This window comes from Nitrospiraceae bacterium (assembly GCA_019637075.1).
GTDB lineage: Bacteria > Nitrospirota > Nitrospiria > Nitrospirales > Nitrospiraceae > JAHBWI01.
On the sequence record JAHBWI010000003.1, the window covers coordinates 414,276 to 433,116 of the forward strand.

Consider the following 18,841-nt stretch of genomic DNA (forward strand, 5'->3'; position numbering starts at 1 on the left):
ACGATGTTTTCATTCCAGGAGGAACCCCAGTCACCCGTTCGCATCAAAGTGATCGGCGTTGGAGGGGCCGGGTGCAACGCCATCAATACCATGATTACCGGCGGCCTCTGCCGCGTGGATTTTGTCGCCGCGAACACCGACGTGCAGGCGTTGGAACGCTCCCATGCGGCCTACAAAATTCAGATCGGACCGGAACGGACCCGCGGTCTCGGAGCCGGCGCCAAGCCGGAGGTGGGACGAGATGCGGCGTTGGAGAGCAAGGATGCGATCAGGGAGAGTTTGTCGGGCGCCGATATGGTGTTCGTCACGGCCGGCATGGGTGGCGGGACCGGCACCGGCGCCGCGCCGATCGTCGCGAGCATCGCTCGGGAGTTGGGCATTCTCACGGTGGCGGTCGTGACCAAGCCTTTCCAATACGAGGGGCATCGGCGCATGAGCCACGCGGAGGAAGGCATTCGGGATTTGAAGCGGCATGTCGACACCTTGCTGATCATTCCCAATCAGCGTCTGTTGGGCATCGTGGATAAGGCGACTCCGCTGCTCGACGCATTCAAGGTGGCCGATGATGTCCTTCGCCAAGCGATCCAGGGCATCGCCGATGTCATCACGACGACCGGTCTGGTCAATGTGGACTTTGCCGATGTGCGGACGATCATGGCCCACACAGGACGAGCGGTGATGGGCATGGGCATGGCCCGTGGCGCAAACCGCGCGCAGGAAGCGGCCAATCAAGCGATTTGCAGCCCGCTGTTGGAAGAAGGCAGCGTGGAAGGCGCCCGCGGGGTGTTGCTGAACATTACCGGCGGCCCCAACATGTCGCTGCATGAAGTCGAGGAAGCCGCGTCGATCGTGCAACGGGCGGCGGACTCGGAAGCCAACATCATCGTGGGCCAGGTCATCAACCCTGAGATCGGCGACGATTTGGTGGTCACCGTCATCGCCACCGGTTTCGAGCGAGAGGAACAACCGGCTGCACGTCCCGTCGCGGCAGAACGTCCGGCGGCCAAGCCCGCTCCCGCCCGAACCGGCCAACAAGTCCTAGCCGGGGTGCATTCTTCCGGGATGGAGCGGCCGCACAAGGATCTGGATCGCCCGACTTTCCTGCGCCGGATGGGTGATACAAGAGAAGCGGCCGAACGTGTGGCGGTGCTGGGCGACGACGAGTGGGATGTGCCGACGTTTTTGAGAAAGCAGGCGGACTAACCCTCCGCTGAAAGAGCGGGCAGGAGCAGCAACGCAACATGGCCTCGGCGCATATCACACTGCCGTCGTTCGCGACGAGCAGGCAAGGCGTGGAGCATTTCTTCGGCACTCGGGGATCGTCCCTGCAGGTGACGCCGGGTCGTTCTCAGCCGGCCGGCAATCAGGGGGGCCGAAGGGCCAATGTGGTCGTGTCGGTCAAGCAGGTCCACGGCACTGATGTCCTCGTGGTGGATCGGCCGGTGAGAGAAGAAGAGACGTTCGAGGGGGGTTGGGACGCGCTCGTGACGAATCAGCCCGGGGTCATGGTCACGGTTCGCACCGCGGATTGTGTGCCGGTGCTGTTGCATGATCCGACCAGCCGTGTCGTCGCAGCCATCCATGCCGGATGGCGTGGCGCGGTGGCGGGCATCGTGCCGAAAACGATCGCCCTGATGGCGGATCGCTTCGGCGTGCGCTTCGAGGCTCTGCGCATGGCCATCGGCCCTTCCGCCGGGCCTTGCTGTTATGAAGTCGACGAGCCGGTGCTGGCTCGGCTGCGCGAAGCCTTCTCCGACTGGGAAACCGTCGTGCGGCCGGTTGGCAATGCCAAGGCCCATCTGAATCTCCGCGACTTCGTTCGGCGGCAGGTCATGGCGGACGGCCTGCGGGCCGAGCAAGTCACAACCGTGAATGCCTGCACGATTTGCCACCCGGACCTGTTCTACAGCTACCGCCGCGAGGGGGCCGTCAAGGCGACGATGGTCAGCGGGATCGTGCTGACGGCGCCGCGATAGCCGTGGCCTGAGCGCTGGTGTGCAGCTGCTCGTGGGTTCGGACGGCGGCAATCGAGTCCGTCGGCGAGGAATAGGATTGTGCCCGACTGGTGGCGGGATGGACGGGGATGTCGTAGCGATCGAGCGGCAGGTCAAGGTGGTGCTGGAGCGAATCCACCGGGCCGCCGAGCGATCAGGTCGTCCGCCGGCTTTGGTCCGCCTGATTGCCGCGTCAAAGACCGCTCCGGTGGAGCGGCTTCGTGACGCCTGGCAGGCCGGGGTGCGGCATTTTGGAGAAAACAGACTGCAGGAAGCCCTGCCGAAGATCGAGCAACTCGGCTGTCCGGATGTGACCTGGCATTTCATCGGGACACTGCAGCGCCGGAAGGTTAAGGCCGTCGTCGGCCGATTTCATACGATCCACTCCGTCGATAGCCTGGCATTGGCTGAGGAAATCGACCGGCGTGCCGCCGAGGCGGGGATCTGCCAGCGGGTCTTGCTGGAAATCAACCTCGGAGGAGAGGCCAGTAAAGGGGGATTTGATCCCACGGACCTTCCGACCGTCTTGCCGGTGCTGGACCGGCTGGCCCACCTTGAAGTCCGCGGTCTCATGGCGATTCCCCCGCCGACGCCGACCCCGGAGGATGCCCGGCCCTACTTTCGGCGGCTCCGCGAACTCGGACGAGCATTGACAGGGGGGCAATTCCGGAACATTAATATGCTCGAGCTTTCGATGGGAATGTCCCAAGACTATGAAGTAGCCATTGAAGAGGGGGCGACCTACGTGCGGGTTGGAACGGCGATTTTTGGAGCGCGTCATGTCTAGGGCAGGGAAGAACCGATCGCTGGCATTTTTGGGCGGCGGCCAAATGGCTGAGGCGCTCATCGGCGGCCTGCTGGCTTCGCAAGCGAGTCAGCCCGAAGCGATTTGGGCTACCGATCCGGCCCCGGCCAGGCGGGACCTGCTCAAGTCACGGTTCGGGATCCAGGTCGGTGAGCAGAACGTCGCAGCTGTTCGACAGGCGGATATGGTCGTGCTCGCCGTGAAACCGCAAGTCATGGGGCCGGTGCTGGCTGAGGTTGGTGCCTCGATGGCCGGCAAGTTGGTGGTCTCGATCGCGGCCGGGGTGACGACGGAATGGATCAAGTCCAAAGTGACGGCTCCGCGCGGAATCGTGCGGGCCATGCCGAATACGCCGGCGCTGGTCCGTGAAGGGGTCACTGCCCTGGCCTATCAGGGCGACTTGAGTTCGGATGATGCGGCTGCCGTGCAACATCTCTTCGCGGCAGTCGGGCGTGTGGTCACGGTTGAAGAACGGCTGATGGATGCCGTGACCGGTCTCAGCGGCAGCGGGCCTGCCTACGTCTTCGTGGCGATCGAGGCGCTGGCCGACGGCGGCGTCAAGATGGGGTTGCCACGAGCGACGGCAGAACTGTTGGCCGCACAGACGGTGTTTGGCGCGGCACGACTGGTGTTGGAGCGAGGCGAGCATCCGGCCAAGCTGAAGGATCAAGTGGCGTCCCCCGGAGGGACGACGATTGCGGGCTTGCACCAATTGGAAGCGGGCGGCTTCAGAAGCTGCCTCATGGGGGCGGTCGAGGCGGCCACCAAACGATCACAGGAGTTGGGACGCTGATGTTTGTCATGGGAAACGTGCTGCAGGGGGTCGCGACGGTGCTGGATACGGTGTTGTGGCTCTACATGTGGGTCATCATTGCCCGGGCGTTGATCTCGTGGGTCAACCCTGATCCCTGGAATCCCATCGTGCAATTTCTCGAGCGGGTCACGGAGCCGGTCCTCACGCCGATCCGCCGCCTGATCGGTTGGCGAATGGGGATCGATCTCTCGCCGATGATTGCCATCCTGATCCTCGTATTTCTACAATATGCCGTCGTTCAGTCACTGCGGGATATCGCCGTCCGGATGCACTAACCAAGGCTAGAGGTGTCGCATGAAAATCACCCCGATCGACATTCAGCAGATGGTCTTCCAGGTCAAGTTCCGGGGCTACGACAAGGATGAGGTGAACCGCTTTCTCGAAGAATTGGCCCTGACGTTCGAGAACTTGAATCGCGACAACGCATCCTTGCGTGAGAAGATGGCCGTGACCGAACAGCAGCTCGCCGATCTGAAGCGGACGGAGACGACGCTGTCCAATACGTTGGTGTCGGCGCAATCCCTTGCGGAAGACGTCAAACGTTCGGCCCAGCGAGAGGCCGACTTGATCATCAAGGAGGCCGAACTCAAGGCCAGCGAGATTCTTCGTCAGGCGCGGGTCGAGTTGACCGGCATGCAGCGAGACTTGTCGGATCTGCAGAAACAGCGGCTCATGATGGTCGAGCGCTTCCGTTCCACCTTGCGTTCGTTTGAGCGGATGCTGGAAGTCGAGGAAAGCGAGGTCTTTCACGCGGAGTCGGCGGCCGATGACAAGTTGGCCGGCGAATCGAGCTCTGCACGATAATCTTCGCGACCGCCGTTTCGATGCCTCTTCGGCCATTGACGACGGTCTGCCCAGTGGTTTCCATCGTCCCAGTCACCTGCTTCGAATCCCCACGCCGGGTCTGAGGCCCTTTCCATGACCGGTTCGCGAACGCTCGATGCCGCAATGCAGGCAGCCGCATCGGACGGTGTGTTTCCGGGAGCGGTGCTTGCCGTAAGGCTCCGGGGCGTACTGGTATATGAAGGCGCAGCGGGAGTGGTTTCTCTCGATCCTCCCGGTCCGGCGGTGACCAATGACACCGTCTATGATTTGGCCTCCCTGACCAAAGTTCTCGCCACCACGACAGCCCTGCTCCTGCTTGTTCAGGAAGAAGCGCTCCATCTCGAGACCCGTCTCGATGCCGTCCTGCCCGAGCTGTTGGGGGCACAAGTTGGAGCCGTGCGGATCCGGCACCTGCTCACGCACAGTTCCGGCCTGCCCGGCTGGCGTCCATTCTATGAGCGTGTGGCGGAGCGGGAGGCCGCTGAACCGGGATTCCTCGGCAGTCCCGCCGCCCGTCTGGCCGTGCTCGACTATATTCGCAACGAGGGCTTCATTTATGACACCGGGGCAAGGAGTCTCTATAGTGATCTCGGGTTCATGTTGTTGGGGATGGTGGTGGAGCGATTGACCGGTCAGTCTCTGGATCGATTTTGCGAAGCGCGCATCTATCGACCGGCTGCCGTGTCCCCGATCGGATATTTGCCCCAGCAGTGGTCGGAACGGAGTCTATTCGGGATTGGGAGGCCGATGACCATTGCGCCGACGGAACTCGATCCATGGCGAGGGAGGTTGCTTTGCGGCGAAGTCCACGATGAAAACGCCTGTGCGCTTGGAGGCGTCGCCGGTCACGCCGGATTGTTTGGTACGGCCGGAGCGGTGTTGGCGGTGTCGCAGCTCTGGATGGACGGCTACCGCGGGAAGCCCGGGCTCTTGGAGCCGCAGCTGGTCAGGCAGTTCGTCGCGCGGCAGACAGTGCCTGATTCGAGTTGGGCATTGGGGTGGGATACTCCCACGGCTCCGTCTTCATCCGGCACGAAATTCTCGGCCGGTTCGTTCGGCCACCTGGGCTATACGGGGACGTCGCTTTGGGTTGATCCCAGCCGGGAACTCGAAGTCGTGCTGCTGTCGAACCGCGTGCATCCGACCAGGCGCAACGAGCGGATCCGGGAGTTCCGCCCGAAGATTCACGATCTGGTCTGTCAGGAATTGCTGGGATTGTCAGCGGGGGATCAGGATTGAAGATCCGCGTAATCGGTCCAGGTTTCCTTCTCCGCCAGGTACCGACTACCTTTGAAATTGGGGCGCGAGCGGAGCCGCGTAAAGCCGAGACCCTGCAACCGGTCCACGACAGACTTGACTGCCTCTGCCGCCGTCGGATGGGCCGACCCTTCGACCGCCAGTGCCTCGTAGGTCACTTTTCCCATGTAACCGCCTGCGACGCGATTTACCAGCACCGCACGGTTGAAATACCGATCGCTGGGATCGATCCCTTCGATCTGGTGTCGCTCGACCAGGCCCTCTTTCTTGAACAGAAGCGGGAGGGAACTCATGCCTACCTCCATGATTCGCGCCGCCCGCCGGCGCGCATGAGGGCCAGATTATAGGGACCTGCCGGTCGGAGTGCAACCGTCGTTGACAAGGTTCTGCAGGCCTTTCTATGATGCGCTTTCCTCCGCAGCTCTGTCGTACGTGCTTGATCAGCACATGAGGCCGTTCCGCGTCGATGAACATGAATGTTCCCAATAGCCTGACGATTCTCCGGATTCTTCTGATTCCGGTGTACGTGGGGCTGTTGAATTACGAGCAGTTCGACTACGCGCTGGCGGTACTGTTCATTGCGGGGCTGACCGACGCCCTGGACGGCACGATCGCACGCGTTGCCAATCAACGGACCAGGCTGGGCGAGGTCCTTGATCCTCTGGCCGACAAGCTCATGCTCACGACCGGCTTCATCACCCTCTCGGTCATGCATCTTGTTCCCCTGTGGGTCACCATTCTCGTGGCGAGCCGCGACTTGATCTTGATGCTGGGAACCGCGGTCGCCCAGTTTACCGAGACGAGGGTGGACATCTCGCCCACGGCCTTGGGCAAGGGGACGACCCTAGTGCAATTGACGACGCTGGTGGCCGTCGTGTTCTTCGCCTCCCGCCGCTATGATCTCGCCACTCTCGATCCGCTCCTTTATGCCATGGGCGGTGTCACCTTGATGTCCGGGCTTCATTATTTGTACCGCGGCTACGTCCACGTCACTACCAGCCAAGCCTGAGATTCTCCGCTCCAGTTGAGGCGTTTCGCACCTTCAGCCGCCGCTGCGCGAAAGGTGCATTCGTTTGACAGTTTTTCGGTCGTCTTATAGACTTCGAACATGGTCGAAGGCGCATAAGCACGCGTATTGCAAGGCGTCCAGAGGAGCGCAAGGAATTTTATGAGCACATTCGCATACGTCGGACGAACCCGTCAGGGCGCCGTAAAAAAAGGCGAACTGACCGCCAAAACCCGTGAAGAAGCCGTCGACCAACTTCGCAAGCAAAATGTGGTGGTCACCAGCCTCGAGGAAAAATCCGGGAAGGGCAAGTTTTCGCTGAAACTCGGCAGCGGCCTGACCGACAAGGACCTCGTGGTGTTCACTCGGCAGTTCGGCACCATGATCAACGCCGGGTTGCCGTTGATCCAATGTCTCGACATTCTTTCGACGCAATCGGAAAACAAGGTGCTGCGGGAAACCGTCGGCGAGGTGAAGAACAGCGTCGAGGCCGGCTCGACTTTTTCCGACGCGTTGAAGAGGCACCCCAAGGTGTTCGACGAACTGTATGTGAACATGATCCACGCCGGGGAAGTCGGCGGGTTGCTCGATACCATTCTGACTCGTCTCGCCAAACACATCGAAAAAGCGATGAAGCTGAAGGCCCAGATCAAGTCGGCCATGGTGTACCCGACCGCGATCATCGGTGTGGCCGTGATCGTCATCAGCGTCTTGATGGTGTGGGTCATCCCGATTTTCGCCAAGATGTTCGCCGAAATGTCGCAAGGCAAGATGGGCTTGCCTGGTCCGACACAGCTCGTCATCGATATCAGCAACTTTTTCCAGAGCTTCTGGTACCTCATGCTCGGCGGGTTCATTGCGTCGGTCATCGGGATTAAGAAATATTATGGGACGACCAAAGGCCGCATCTTCATCGACCGCTTGCTGCTGAAGACACCGGTCGTCGGAGACCTGATCCGAAAGGCCTCGGTCGCGAAGTTCACCCGGACGCTCGGGACCCTGATCACCAGCGGCGTGCCGCTGCTCGAAGGGTTGAGCATCTGCGCGAAGACGTCGGGAAACAAGGTCCTCGAGGAAGCGCTGATGAACGCCCGAATCAGCATCAGCGGCGGCAAAACCATCTCGGAGCCCCTGGCCAAAAGCCAAGTATTCCCCAAGATGGTGACCCACATGATTGCCGTTGGCGAATCGACCGGCGCGCTCGACGCGATGTTGGGGAAGATTGCGGACTTTTATGAAGACGAGGTCGACCAGGCGGTGGCGGCCCTGACGTCGTTGTTGGAGCCGATGATGATGGTTATCCTCGGGACCATCATCGGATTCATCGTCATCGCGATGTATTTGCCGATCTTCACCATGGCGCAGGCCATCGGCTAAGCGTCGACCGGGCATCTCAAGGGCGTACGGGCCGGATCGTGCGATCCGGCTCGCTTCCGCCCATCCATCGGGGCACAGAGCCCTCCATGGTTCCCTCCCATCCACAAGCTATCTGTACGGGGCCGAGCCGGCATGATCTTCGGCATTTCCGATCCCACGTCCGCGCCTGCTTCGTGTGCGGCATGAGTCTCCATGGATGAATTGAAAACCAGATTGAATTGGCTCATGGGACTGCGGGTCCTCGTCGTGACCCTGCTGCTGGGTCTGTCGCTCGCCTTTCAGGTGACCAGGGGCGAAGTCGTTCCCACCTTCTATGCCCTGATCATCTTTACGTATGTCATTACGATCGCCTATGCCTTTCTCTTGCGTACCCTGTCTTCCCAACCGAACCTGACCCTTTTTACCTGGGCGCAGGTCGGAATGGACTTCGCGCTCGAGACGATTTTGGTGGCTCGCACGGGCGGTATCGAAAGCCCCTTCGCCGTTCTCTATGTCATCACCGTGACCGTCGCCAGCCTGGTTCCACGCCGGCGGGTCGGCCTCGTGACGGGCAGCGGCTGCACCCTGCTCTTTGGTGTCGTCACGGCGGCGCAATACTTCGGGTTTTTCCAGTCGCTCGGGTGGTTGGCGCCGAGCAAGCTCACGGCGGCCGAAACGCTGCAGACCTTCGGCGTCTATGGATTGGCCTTTATGGTGGTGGGGCTGCTGAGCGGTGTCTTGGCCGATCAGTTGCGCCATGCCGACCAATCGCTGCGCGAGAAGGAACAGGGGCTGACGCGGCTTCAAGTCTTTCACGAGAACATCGTGCAGAGCATCAGCAGCGGGGTGTTTACGACCGATGAGGCCGGCCGCATCACGTCGTTCAACCCGGCCGCGCAGGAGGCGACCGGCTACGACTTCGCCCAGGTGAAGGGCCGATCGTGGCGGGAGGTCTTCAATTGGCACCCGAGTGAACCGTCGGAAGAAGCGACGTTGACCTCGCTGGCGCCCGTGCGATTTGAGGTGGAGTGCAAGCGTGCGGACGGCACTCGCCTGGTGCTGGGCATGACCGTGTCGCCGCTGCATGAGCAGGGACGGCAGACCGGGTTGGTCGGGGTCTTCAAGGACCTGACCCAAATCCGGGATATGGAAGAGGAGATGCGGCGTAAAGATTGGCTCGCCAATCTCGGAGAGATGTCGGCGGGGATGGCGCATGAGATTCGTAACCCGCTGGGCGCCCTGGCCGGCGCCATGCAGATGTTGCGCAAGGATGTCGGATCGGACGAGACCAGTCAGCGTCTGATGGATATCGCCATCCGTGAAGCCAAGCGCCTAGACAACATCATCACGGAATTTCTTCAGTACGCCAGGCCTCCGGCCCTGCAGTTGATCGAGCATGATTTGAACAAAGTCCTTGCCGATACGCTCGATCTGATCCAACATGAAGCCAGGTCGAGGAAACGCATCAAGATCGCAACGACGATCGCGCCGGATTCTATGAAGGCGCCCGTGGATCAAGATCAACTGCGGCAGGTCTTCTGGAATTTGGCGACCAACGCCTTCGATGCGATGCCCGACGGCGGCACGCTGACGATCGGGACCGGTTTCAGGAGAATCGACGTGGGCGGACGGCGCTCGGATGTGATCGAAATTTCCTTTCAAGATACTGGCGAAGGTATTCCCAAGCAGAACTTCGACAAGATTTTTCTTCCGTTTTTCACGACCAAGAGAGAAGGCTCGGGGCTGGGATTGGCCCAGGTGCACCGCATCGTGGATCTGCACGGTGGGTGGGTCAAGGTGGAAAGCGACGTCGGCAAGGGCGCGCGCTTTGTCGTGTGTCTGCCGCAGTCGACGGAGAACGGCGTGCGTTTGTGGCATGAGGGAAGGGAACCGTGGAAAAGATTTTAGTCGTCGATGACGAACAGAGCTTGCGGGACGTGCTCAGCATCATGCTGAAGCGGGCGGGGTACGCCGTCACGGTCGCGGCCGACGGCGAAGAGGCGATCGCGAATCTTCAGAAGGAAATCTTTGACCTTGTCATTACCGACCTGCGGATGCCGAAGATCGGTGGGCTCGAGGTGTTGAAGGCCGTCAAGGCCGCGTCTCCCGAGACCGTGGTGCTCATGATTACGGCGTTTGCCTCGGCCGATTCCGCCGTCGAAGCGATGAAGCACGGCGCCTATGACTATCTCACCAAGCCGTTCCAAGTGGATGAAGTGCAGCTCATCATCCGCAACGCCCTCGAGCGCCGCCGCCTCTCCACCGAGAACATGCTGCTCAAGCGGGAGATGGCGAGCCACTCGTCTTTTTCCCAGATCATCGGCCAAAGCGAGGCGATGCAGAAGGTCTACGAGGTCATCAAGAAGGTCGCCGACTCCAAGAGCAACGTGCTGATCGGCGGAGAGAGCGGTACCGGTAAGGAACTGGTGGCGCGGGCGATCCATTACAACAGTGCCCGCGCGCAGATGCCGTTCGTGACCGTCAATTGCAGTGCGGTACCGGAAACGCTGCTGGAGAGCGAGCTGTTCGGGCACATGAAGGGTTCGTTCACGGGGGCCGTGTCGAACAAGGCCGGACTGTTCGAGGTGGCGAACGGCGGCACGATCTTTCTGGACGAAATCGGCGACACGACGCCCGCCATACAGGTGAAGCTGCTCCGGGTGATCCAGGAACGCGAATTTCGTCGGGTGGGTGGTACGCAGGACGTCAAGGTGGATGTGCGGATCATTGCTGCGACCAACCGGGATCTGGAAAAAGCCGTGGCCGAAGGAGCGTTCCGTGAAGACCTGTACTATCGGCTGGACGTCATTCCGATCCGCCTCCCGCCGTTGCGAATGCGGTCGGGCGACATTCCCCTTCTGTCGCAACATTTCTTGGAGAAATTTGCCAAGGAAAGTGGTAAACCAGTTCCGACGATGAGCCAGGAGGCCATGCGTGTCCTGTTGGCGCATGAATGGCGGGGAAACGTTCGAGAACTGGAAAACGTGATCGAACGCGTCGTGGCCTTCACCACGGGATCGTCGGTGACGGATGCGGATATTCGCGGATGGTTGCACAAGCCGGTGAGCACACAGCAAGCGCTCCCGACCGATCTGCCGGAAGACGGGTTGGATCTGGAAGGGCTCATCAACTCCATCGAAAAGGATCTGCTGCTGAAGGCCTTGGAGCGCAGCCAGTGGGTCAAGAAACGGGCCGCACGGTTGTTGCGGCTGAATACCCGATCGTTCCGGTACCGCCTCGAAAAGTATGAAATCAAAGGAGGCCGGGATTAGCGCCGTTCCTGTAGTCTGCGAGTGACAGCGACCAACCTGGTAGTTCAGGCTCCCGCCAAGATCAATCCCATTCTCCGCGTGCTCGAACGCCGGCCGGACGGCTTTCATGCGGTCTGGTCCGTCATGCAGACCGTCGGTCTGGAAGACGACCTGGCCATTCAAGTTCGACCGGGCGGGACCGGGCGGATCGATCTTTCCTGTGATCAACCGGGCCTGGCAGTGGATCAATCGAACCTCGTTCATCGCGCCGCCCGGCTGGTGTTGGACCGATCGGGACAGCGTGCCGACGTGTCGATTCGACTGACCAAGCGAATTCCGATGGGCGCCGGGTTGGGTGGGGGCAGCAGCGATGCCGCCGCCACAATGATAGGTTTGGATCGGGCGTTAAGCCTGGGCTGGTCACTGGGCCTGATGAGTGAAGTAGGGGCACAACTGGGTAGCGACGTGCCGTTCTTTTTCGTGGCGCCTTCGGCCTGTGTGACCGGCCGGGGTGAAGTGGTTCAGCCGATCCGGCTGTCGGGGCATCGCTGGATCGTGTTGGTGAATCCCGGGTTTCCGGTGGAAACCAAGTGGGCGTATCAGCAGCTTTCCTCCACAAGAGGCGCAGTGAGGCCTGTGTCGGACACCATGAAGCACCTTGCGTCCGGAGCCGCGGTTGCTTGGGAAAGCCTGAGCCTGCTTGCCGAGAACGACTTTGAGCCTCCCGTATTTGAAGCCCATCCGGTCTTGGGCGAGATTAAGCGGCATCTCCTGACCCATGGTGCCGAGGCAGCGTTGTTATCGGGCAGCGGAGCCACCGTGTTCGGGGTCTTTGCCGAGCAGGCAACGGCGGGGGGTGCGGCTGCATCCTGGGGTAATCGTCCCGGCATGAAAGTCTTCGTTGTCCCAACCTGCGACAAGGGCATCCAGGTGACTTCCGGTTGACAGGCCGGTGTCTCTCTCCGCTTCCCCTCCTCTGCACGACTTGTTGACAACTTCTCAAGGTTTTCGCTATTGTTCTGTGCTTCGGTAGGCATCCTCTTGTCCTGACAACAGTACGAGGTCATCGGGATTCCCGTGAGGGGTCGTCCGTGCCCGCCGTTTTGAACGAATTCGATCTGTAATCTCTGAACACCGGCATCGCCACGTACCGCGTCTGAGGGGTGGAATGAATAGGGAACTGAAGCTCTTCTCGGGCAGCGCCAATCTTGCGCTTGCGCAGGATATCTGTAAGTATTTGGGGATTCCGCTCGGTTGCGCCACGGTCTCGTCGTTCAGCGACGGCGAAATCCGCATCAGGATCGATGAAAACGTGCGCGGTGCCGATGTTTTTGTGAGCCAATCCTGTTGCTCGCCGGTCAACGATTCGATCATGGAAATGCTGATCATGATCGACGCGCTGAAGCGCTCGTCGGCCAATCGTATTACCGCCGTCATTCCCTACTTCGGCTACGCCAGGCAGGATCGTAAGGACCAGCCACGTGTGCCGATCTCCGCGAAGTTGGTGGCGGATCTTGTGACCACGGCCGGTGCCGACCGGGTGCTCACGATGGATTTGCACGCGAGCCAGATTCAAGGTTTCTTCAATATTCCAGTTGATCACCTGTATGCGTTGCCGGTCCTGATGGACTACATCACCAAGCGCAAAATCGAGGATCTCGTGGTGGTGTCGCCCGATGCCGGCGGCGTGGAGCGGGCGCGGGCCTTCGCCAAACGGTTGCAGGCGAATTTGGCCATCATCGACAAACGTCGAGAGGGGCCGAACCAAGCCCAGGTGATGAACATCATCGGCGACGTGCAGGGCAAGAGCGCGTTGTTGCTCGACGACATGATCGATACCGCCGGCACGATCGTCCAAGGCGCGCAGGCTTGCTTCGACAAGGGAGCCCGTGAAGTTTGGGCCGGTTGTACGCACGGTGTCTTGTCCGGCCCGGCACTGGAACGCTTGCAGAATTCCTGTCTCACGCAGGTCGTGGTGACTGATTCCATTCCCTTGCGCGGCAAGGAAATAAAGTGTCCGAAGTTGCATGTATTGTCCGTGGCGCCCCTGCTGGGAGAAGCCATCCGGCGCATCCATGAAGATGAATCGGTGAGTTCGTTGTTCGTGTAGTCCGTCCGCATGGCGCGACGGGTCGAGGAGGCATAGAGATGAAATTCGAGATGAACGCGGAAATCAGACAACAGGGCGGCAAGGGACAGGCCCGCCAATTGCGGCGTTCGGGGAAAGTGCCGGCCGTGTTGTATGGACAGGGAGAGTGCCTGCTGTTGAGCGTAAGCCCGGAAGAACTGGTGAAGGTGCTCCGCGCCCAGACCGGTTCCACCGCGCTGATTACCTTGACGGTGAAGGGGACTTCCGGTAAGCCGACGCGCACTGCGCTCCTTCGGGACTACCAGGTGGAACCGGTGGACGGCAACGTGCTGCACGCCGATTTCTTCGAGGTTTCGATGGATAAGCCGATTCGCGTCAAGGTGCCGGTGCACCTGACGGGCGGTCAGCCGGTGGGCGTCAAGGACGGCGGTGTGCTGCACCACGTGTTGCGCGACATCCACATCGAATGTCTCCCGGCGGCACTGCCGGATTTCATTGAAGTCGACGCATCGGGTCTCCACATCAACCAGGGCATCCATCTGAAGGAATTGCCCCGGGCAGCCGGACTCCGGTTCCTCGATGATCCGGATCACATGGTCGTGAGCGTGGCGGCGCCGATGTCCGATGCGAAGCTCGAAGCCTTGCTCACCAGCACAGCTGGTGGAGCCGAAGGGGCGAAGGAGCCGGAAGTGGCGGCGAAGGGGAAAGCGGCGGCTGAAGCGGCGGCCGGCGGCGCCGAGGGCGCGGCCAAGGCCGGAGCGGCGGCCGAAGCAAAGCCCGGTGCTGCGGCGGCTCCGAAGGCCGAGAAGAAGGAACCGGAGAAGAAGAAGTAGCTGCGTTGCGTCTGATTGTTGGGTTGGGCAATCCCGGCCCCGACTATGCCGAGACCAGGCACAATGTCGGATGCTGGGTCATCGAACGGGCCGCCGCGCGTTGGTCCATCCGCCTCGCAAGGAAAGGGGTGGCCATGCGCGGGTCGGGCCGGGCCCGCTCCAAGCTGGTCGAGTTGGCCGGCATGCTGGACTGGATGAACGTCACCGGTCCTCCCCTCAAGGGCCTCCTGCGCGAGTTGAGCCTCACCGCCGACGACCTCGTGATCGTCCATGACGATTTGGATTTGGAACCGGGGCGTCTGCGCATCAGACCGTCGGGCGGAAGCGGTGGGCACAACGGCCTCAAATCCATCATCGACGCCCTTGGGACCGCAAACTTCGTTCGCGTGAAGATCGGGATCGGCCGTCCAGCCCCCGGTCAGGACTCCGCCGATTACGTGTTGGAAGACGTAGGCAAGGACGAGCGGGCGGTATACGATCCCTGCCTGGAACGGGCCGTGGATGCCTTGGAAATACTGTTGAACCGGGACGTTGCCGCTGCGATGAATCAGTTCAATGTCCGGCCCCGTGAAACGGATCAGACCTGATTTTCCAACCTCAAGGGGCGGGCGTTCAGGCTTCCACCTTTAAGACAGATCACTCACCACTCACAGTTAGGTTGAACAGATGGGTCTCTGCTGCGGAATGATCGGGCTCCCGAACGTCGGAAAGACAACGGTCTACAACGCATTGACGGGTGGTGGAGCGCTGGCGGCGAACTATCCCTTCGCCACCGTGGATCCCAACACCGGCGTCGCCGTTGTCCCGGACCCGCGCCTCCGCGTGCTGACCGATATATTCAAGTCGAAGAAAACGACCTATAGCACCTTGGAGGTCCGTGATATCGCCGGCCTCGTCGAGGGAGCGAGCAAGGGCGAGGGATTGGGCAACCAGTTCCTGGGCCACATTCGCGAGGTCGATGCGTTGCTGCACGTCGTGCGCTGTTTTCAGGGAACCGACGTGGTCCACGTCAGCGGCGGAGTGGATCCCATTCGCGACATCGGCACCATCGAGACGGAGCTGATGCTGGCCGACCTGGAGACGCTGGATCGCCGGAAGCAGAAGACTGAGAAGAAAGTGCGGGCGGGCGAGAAGAAGGCCGCGGGGGAAGTCGCCTTCATCCAGAAACTGATGGAGTTGCTCGACAAGGGGCAGTGGCTCGGCAACCTCTCCTATACGCCGGATGAACGGGCCATGCTCACCGAGTTTCAATTGCTCGCGGCAAAACCGGTGCTGTTCGTCGCCAACGTTTCCGAGAATGCCGCGGCGGATGAGCCGTTGGTCAAGGCGGTGCGGGAGTTGGCCGACAAACGTAGCTCGCGGGTCGTGACGATCTGCGGCCAGTTCGAAGCGGAGCTGTCTTCCTTGCCTGAGGCCGAGCGCGACGATTTCCTCAAGGAAATGGGTTTGACGGAGTCCGGCTTGGTGCGACTGACCCGCGAAGCCTATACCCTGCTCAGGATCGTGACATTCTTCACGGCGGGCGAAATCGAATCGCGCGCCTGGCCCATTCCCGAAGGGACCAAGGCGCCGCAAGCGGCCGGAAAGATCCACACCGATATGGAGCGGGGATTTATCCGGGCCGAGGTCTACCACTACGACGACCTGCTGGCCTGCGGCAGCGAGGCGAAGGTAAAGGAAAAGGGCTTGTTTCGTCTCGAGGGCAAAGACTACGTGATCAAAGAGGCAGATATCGTCTACTTCCGCTTCGCCGTCTAGCAGGTTGCCGATAAGACTGCAAAGTTTGGCGGCGGGGACTTGCGGACCAAACGGCCCTTGTGTGCGGTTCTGCATGTGGTAGAGTGAAAGCAGAATCGCAGGATCACGAGCAGAAGGGATGCCATGACGGCGCATCGACCTTCACCGCTGTCCCTCTCCGATTTTGAGATTTCCCCCGAGCGCGGATTCCTCCCTGCGACCGATCCCCTCAGCGAAGTGCCGGGTGAGCCGATCTTAAACGAGATTGCCCTGGACCTTCACCACTTGCTCACCGCGCGCCGGTTCCGCGATTTCATCCACGATCGCCGGGATGTCGTGGGGGCCGTGGCCGACGATTGGAACCTCGACACCTTCCGGGCCGCCATGCGGACCCTGTCGTTTGCGGGCCATGCGTATGTGTGGGAGGACCCGGAGCATCCTGCAATGCGCCTGCCGGCAAGTCTTGCGATGCCTTGGTGGCTCGTCGCGAAGCAACTTGGCCGTCCTCCCGTGCTCTCGTACGCCTCCTACGCGTTGCATAACTGGCGGCGTCTGGATCCGAGCAAGCCGATCGAGTTGGGTAATATCGTGCTGCGACAGATGTTTCTCGGCGGCCTCGATGAAGAGTGGTTCGTGCTGGTGCATGTGGAAATCGAAGCGAAAGCGGGCCCGGGGCTGGTGGGCCTGGTCCAGGCTCAGAATGCGGCGGCGGTCAATGATCCGGCCGGGGTGCTGGAAGGACTTCAACGCCTGGCTCGTGCACAAGAATCGATGCGGGAGACGCTTCTCCGCATGCCCGAGCGCTGTGATCCCTATATCTATTACAGCCGAGTTCGCCCCTACATTCATGGGTGGAAGAATAATCTCTCCCTTCCCCAAGGGCTTCTCTACGAAGGTGTGGCAGACTATGCCGACCGGCCGCAGCAATTCCGCGGCGAAACCGGCGCACAGAGTGCCATTGTCCCCGCGCTCGACGCCGGGTTAGGCATCCGCCATGCCGATGATCCGTTGACTCAATACTTGCAGGAGATGCGCGAGTACATGCCGCCTCGCCATCGGGCTTTTGTCGCGGCGCTGGAATCCCGAATTGATGCGAGGCAGCGTCCTCTGCTGTTAGGGTATGTGGAGGATCGGAAGGCAACTCACCCGGAACTCTGGTCTGCCTACTGCATCTGCATAGATCTCTTGGCACAGTTCCGCGAGATTCACGTGGGTTATGCAGACCGCTATATCTTCCGGCAGCACCAATCGCATGCCAGCAATCCCACCGCAGTGGGGACCGGCGGCACTCCCTTCATGCCCTACCTATCCAAACACCTCGAAGAAACGAAGCGCGCGACGCATTCGTGAATGCTGCTGAGTTTCGACTGGGGTCAAGAAATCGAGTGGATCGATCGGTGAACTCGCCCGGCGGTGAGGCGATCAGTAGGTGGCGCCGCCGAGGTCTGGATCCGGGGCCATATTACCCTCCGAGAAGCGGAGGGCAAACGCACGGTTTTCGAAGAAGATGATGCCCCGGTCCTTCATCTCTTCGTAGCGCAACACGATCTCACTCTCTTCCCCCTGCCAGTTATATTGCTGCACTGGTCCTTTGGATATTTGGCCCGGTGTGCGATCGAGCTGCCCATATTGAGATTGGAAGTAGTCGACGATTTGTTGGTGGACGGGTTTGCCATGGTAACGAATAATGACTCGCACGAATTGACCGTTATAGGTCTGGAATCGCATCGAGTCGACTTGGGCGGAGCCGAGGTGCAGCGGTCCCTGCTTGAGTTCGTAGCCCTTGATGTGTTGCGTGTTCTCGACGAGGGCAAATTCTGAGGATTCCGTGAAGGTCGCGCCCCACGGGATGCCTTCGAACCCTTGCGGGTCGGGGGACATGGGAACGGCGCGGGCGTAGAGGGGGAGCAGTCCGAGGAGGATTCCCGAAAACAAGAGGCCTGAGAGGAGGCGGCGAGTCGCTGACATGCCCGGTCCTTTCTGTTGCAGGCCCGGTCGACGAACTGCTATGTCCGGCCGTTTGGCGCGCGTTGTTGAATTCCCGCGCCTCCCCATCCTACCCCAAGCCGGGGACCGGTTGTCCACCAGGAAGGCTCCTAGGTCCCCGAGGTCGGAGGCCCACTCTGCCGCGCACAAAGCCCCCAACAACCCCGGGGCTCCCGCTCGGAGCGGTTCTGTGCTATTGTCCGGCCGTGATGAAGGTTCGGAGCTTCGGCCGGTGTTGTCCGGTGCCTGTGATGCTCCTCGACTAACGCCGGGAGCACGGTCATCGGATCCTATCCACTCAACGGTTCTGCCATCAGACTGCCCCGTATCCGCTCAGGCCTCGTCCTTTGGTTTGTGCTGACCCTATTCGCGTGGCAGCCAGGTCCGTCGATCTCAGGCGGCGTATCGCTCATGTCCGTCAATGTGCGCTATGGGATCAGCGGCAGCTCGCCCATCGGCGAGCAGACCCAGACCGACTTTCACCAATACGACGTAGCGGCGACATTGCGCCTACCCTGGCAGTGGTATCACAGCTCCGGCTGGGGCCTGAGCACGAGGCTCGTTCTGAGCGGAGGGGCACTGACAGGCGCCAAGGAAACCAACTTGATTGCCACGGCAGTCCCGGTGGTGGCGTTCGGCAGCCAGGATGAGCGGTTTTCCATCGATATGGGTGGCGGCGGTGCCCTGCTCAGCGACTACAAGTTCGGTGAACAGAATTTCGGCGGGCCCTTTCAATTCGTCTGGACCTTCGGCGTGAATCTCGGCTTGTTCGGACCGGTCGGGTTGGCCTATCATTTCCAGCACTACTCCGATGCCACGATCTATGGACACGATAGCCGCGGGGTCGATCTGCACCTCTTCGAAGTCGGCTACCGGTTTTGATCGTTC

Annotated in this window: 20 protein-coding genes; 18 read left to right on the plus strand and 2 right to left on the minus strand. The window is 60.9% G+C overall.

Features of this window, described 5'->3' with window-relative positions; genetic code table 11:
• The first annotated feature begins 3 nt into the window (after positions 1-3).
• From ftsZ to KF814_10090, 7 genes are all read left to right on the plus strand, one after another.
• On the plus strand, positions 4-1,203 hold the full coding sequence (gene ftsZ, locus KF814_10060) for a cell division protein FtsZ (protein ID MBX3236487.1): 1,200 nt from the start codon (positions 4-6) through the stop codon (positions 1,201-1,203).
• 38 nt (positions 1,204-1,241) lie between these two features.
• Positions 1,242-1,976, plus strand: a complete 735-nt coding sequence (gene pgeF / locus KF814_10065; protein ID MBX3236488.1) for a peptidoglycan editing factor PgeF — start codon at positions 1,242-1,244, stop codon at positions 1,974-1,976.
• A gap of 97 nt (positions 1,977-2,073) precedes the next feature.
• Positions 2,074-2,781 carry a YggS family pyridoxal phosphate-dependent enzyme gene (locus KF814_10070; GenBank protein MBX3236489.1) on the plus strand — a complete coding sequence of 236 codons (708 nt, stop codon included), beginning with the start codon at positions 2,074-2,076 and terminating at the stop codon, positions 2,779-2,781.
• Positions 2,774-3,592: a pyrroline-5-carboxylate reductase gene (proC, locus tag KF814_10075; GenBank protein MBX3236490.1), complete on the plus strand. Its 819-nt coding sequence runs from the start codon at positions 2,774-2,776 to the stop codon at positions 3,590-3,592. The genes KF814_10070 and proC overlap by 8 nt, the downstream gene beginning before the upstream one ends.
• Positions 3,592-3,888 (plus strand): YggT family protein, encoded by a 297-nt coding sequence (locus KF814_10080; GenBank protein ID MBX3236491.1) that lies wholly within the window; start codon positions 3,592-3,594, stop codon positions 3,886-3,888. The genes proC and KF814_10080 overlap by 1 nt, the downstream gene beginning before the upstream one ends.
• A gap of 19 nt (positions 3,889-3,907) precedes the next feature.
• On the plus strand, positions 3,908-4,417 hold the full coding sequence (locus tag KF814_10085) for a DivIVA domain-containing protein (protein ID MBX3236492.1): 510 nt from the start codon (positions 3,908-3,910) through the stop codon (positions 4,415-4,417).
• Positions 4,418-4,531: 114 nt separating this feature from the next.
• Positions 4,532-5,677: a serine hydrolase gene (locus KF814_10090; GenBank protein MBX3236493.1), complete on the plus strand. Its 1,146-nt coding sequence runs from the start codon at positions 4,532-4,534 to the stop codon at positions 5,675-5,677.
• Here KF814_10090 and KF814_10095 read toward each other — a convergent pair.
• Positions 5,668-5,988: a hypothetical protein gene (locus KF814_10095; GenBank protein MBX3236494.1), complete on the minus strand. Its 321-nt coding sequence runs from the start codon at positions 5,986-5,988 to the stop codon at positions 5,668-5,670. The genes KF814_10090 and KF814_10095 overlap by 10 nt on opposite strands.
• 173 nt (positions 5,989-6,161) lie before the next feature.
• Between KF814_10095 and KF814_10100 the strand changes: the two genes are divergently transcribed.
• The 10 genes from KF814_10100 to KF814_10145 all read left to right on the plus strand — a co-directional run bounded on the left by KF814_10100 (position 6,162) and on the right by KF814_10145 (position 17,317).
• On the plus strand, positions 6,162-6,704 hold the full coding sequence (locus KF814_10100) for a CDP-alcohol phosphatidyltransferase family protein (protein ID MBX3236495.1): 543 nt from the start codon (positions 6,162-6,164) through the stop codon (positions 6,702-6,704).
• Positions 6,705-6,863: 159 nt separating this feature from the next.
• On the plus strand, positions 6,864-8,078 hold the full coding sequence (locus tag KF814_10105; GenBank protein ID MBX3236496.1) for a type II secretion system F family protein: 1,215 nt from the start codon (positions 6,864-6,866) through the stop codon (positions 8,076-8,078).
• 192 nt (positions 8,079-8,270) lie between these two features.
• Positions 8,271-9,965, plus strand: coding sequence for a PAS domain S-box protein (locus tag KF814_10110; GenBank protein ID MBX3236497.1), 1,695 nt, complete (start codon positions 8,271-8,273; stop codon positions 9,963-9,965).
• The gene (locus KF814_10115; GenBank protein MBX3236498.1) at positions 9,950-11,329 is read left to right on the plus strand and encodes a sigma-54-dependent Fis family transcriptional regulator; all 1,380 of its coding nucleotides are present in this window, start codon (positions 9,950-9,952) and stop codon (positions 11,327-11,329) included. Before KF814_10110 ends, KF814_10115 begins: the two co-directional genes overlap by 16 nt.
• Before the next feature lie 21 nt (positions 11,330-11,350).
• Entirely contained in the window at positions 11,351-12,253 is a 903-nt protein-coding gene (gene ispE, locus KF814_10120) for a 4-(cytidine 5'-diphospho)-2-C-methyl-D-erythritol kinase (GenBank protein MBX3236499.1), read from the plus strand.
• Between the two features lie 223 nt (positions 12,254-12,476).
• On the plus strand, positions 12,477-13,418 hold the full coding sequence (locus KF814_10125; GenBank protein ID MBX3236500.1) for a ribose-phosphate pyrophosphokinase: 942 nt from the start codon (positions 12,477-12,479) through the stop codon (positions 13,416-13,418).
• Positions 13,419-13,456: 38 nt separating this feature from the next.
• Entirely contained in the window at positions 13,457-14,230 is a 774-nt protein-coding gene (locus KF814_10130; protein MBX3236501.1) for a 50S ribosomal protein L25, read from the plus strand.
• 5 nt (positions 14,231-14,235) lie between these two features.
• Positions 14,236-14,817 carry an aminoacyl-tRNA hydrolase gene (pth, locus tag KF814_10135; GenBank protein ID MBX3236502.1) on the plus strand — a complete coding sequence of 194 codons (582 nt, stop codon included), beginning with the start codon at positions 14,236-14,238 and terminating at the stop codon, positions 14,815-14,817.
• Positions 14,818-14,896: 79 nt separating this feature from the next.
• Positions 14,897-15,988, plus strand: a complete 1,092-nt coding sequence (gene ychF / locus KF814_10140; protein MBX3236503.1) for a redox-regulated ATPase YchF — start codon at positions 14,897-14,899, stop codon at positions 15,986-15,988.
• A gap of 123 nt (positions 15,989-16,111) precedes the next feature.
• The gene (locus tag KF814_10145) at positions 16,112-17,317 is read left to right on the plus strand and encodes a hypothetical protein (GenBank protein MBX3236504.1); all 1,206 of its coding nucleotides are present in this window, start codon (positions 16,112-16,114) and stop codon (positions 17,315-17,317) included.
• A gap of 72 nt (positions 17,318-17,389) precedes the next feature.
• Here KF814_10145 and KF814_10150 read toward each other — a convergent pair whose 3' ends face one another.
• Complete coding sequence (locus KF814_10150) at positions 17,390-17,935, minus strand: hypothetical protein (protein MBX3236505.1); 546 nt, start codon at positions 17,933-17,935, stop codon at positions 17,390-17,392.
• Between the two features lie 429 nt (positions 17,936-18,364).
• On the opposite strand from KF814_10150, the gene KF814_10155 reads away from it, so the two are divergent.
• Positions 18,365-18,835, plus strand: a complete 471-nt coding sequence (locus KF814_10155) for an acyloxyacyl hydrolase (protein ID MBX3236506.1) — start codon at positions 18,365-18,367, stop codon at positions 18,833-18,835.
• Positions 18,836-18,841: the final 6 nt, after the last annotated feature.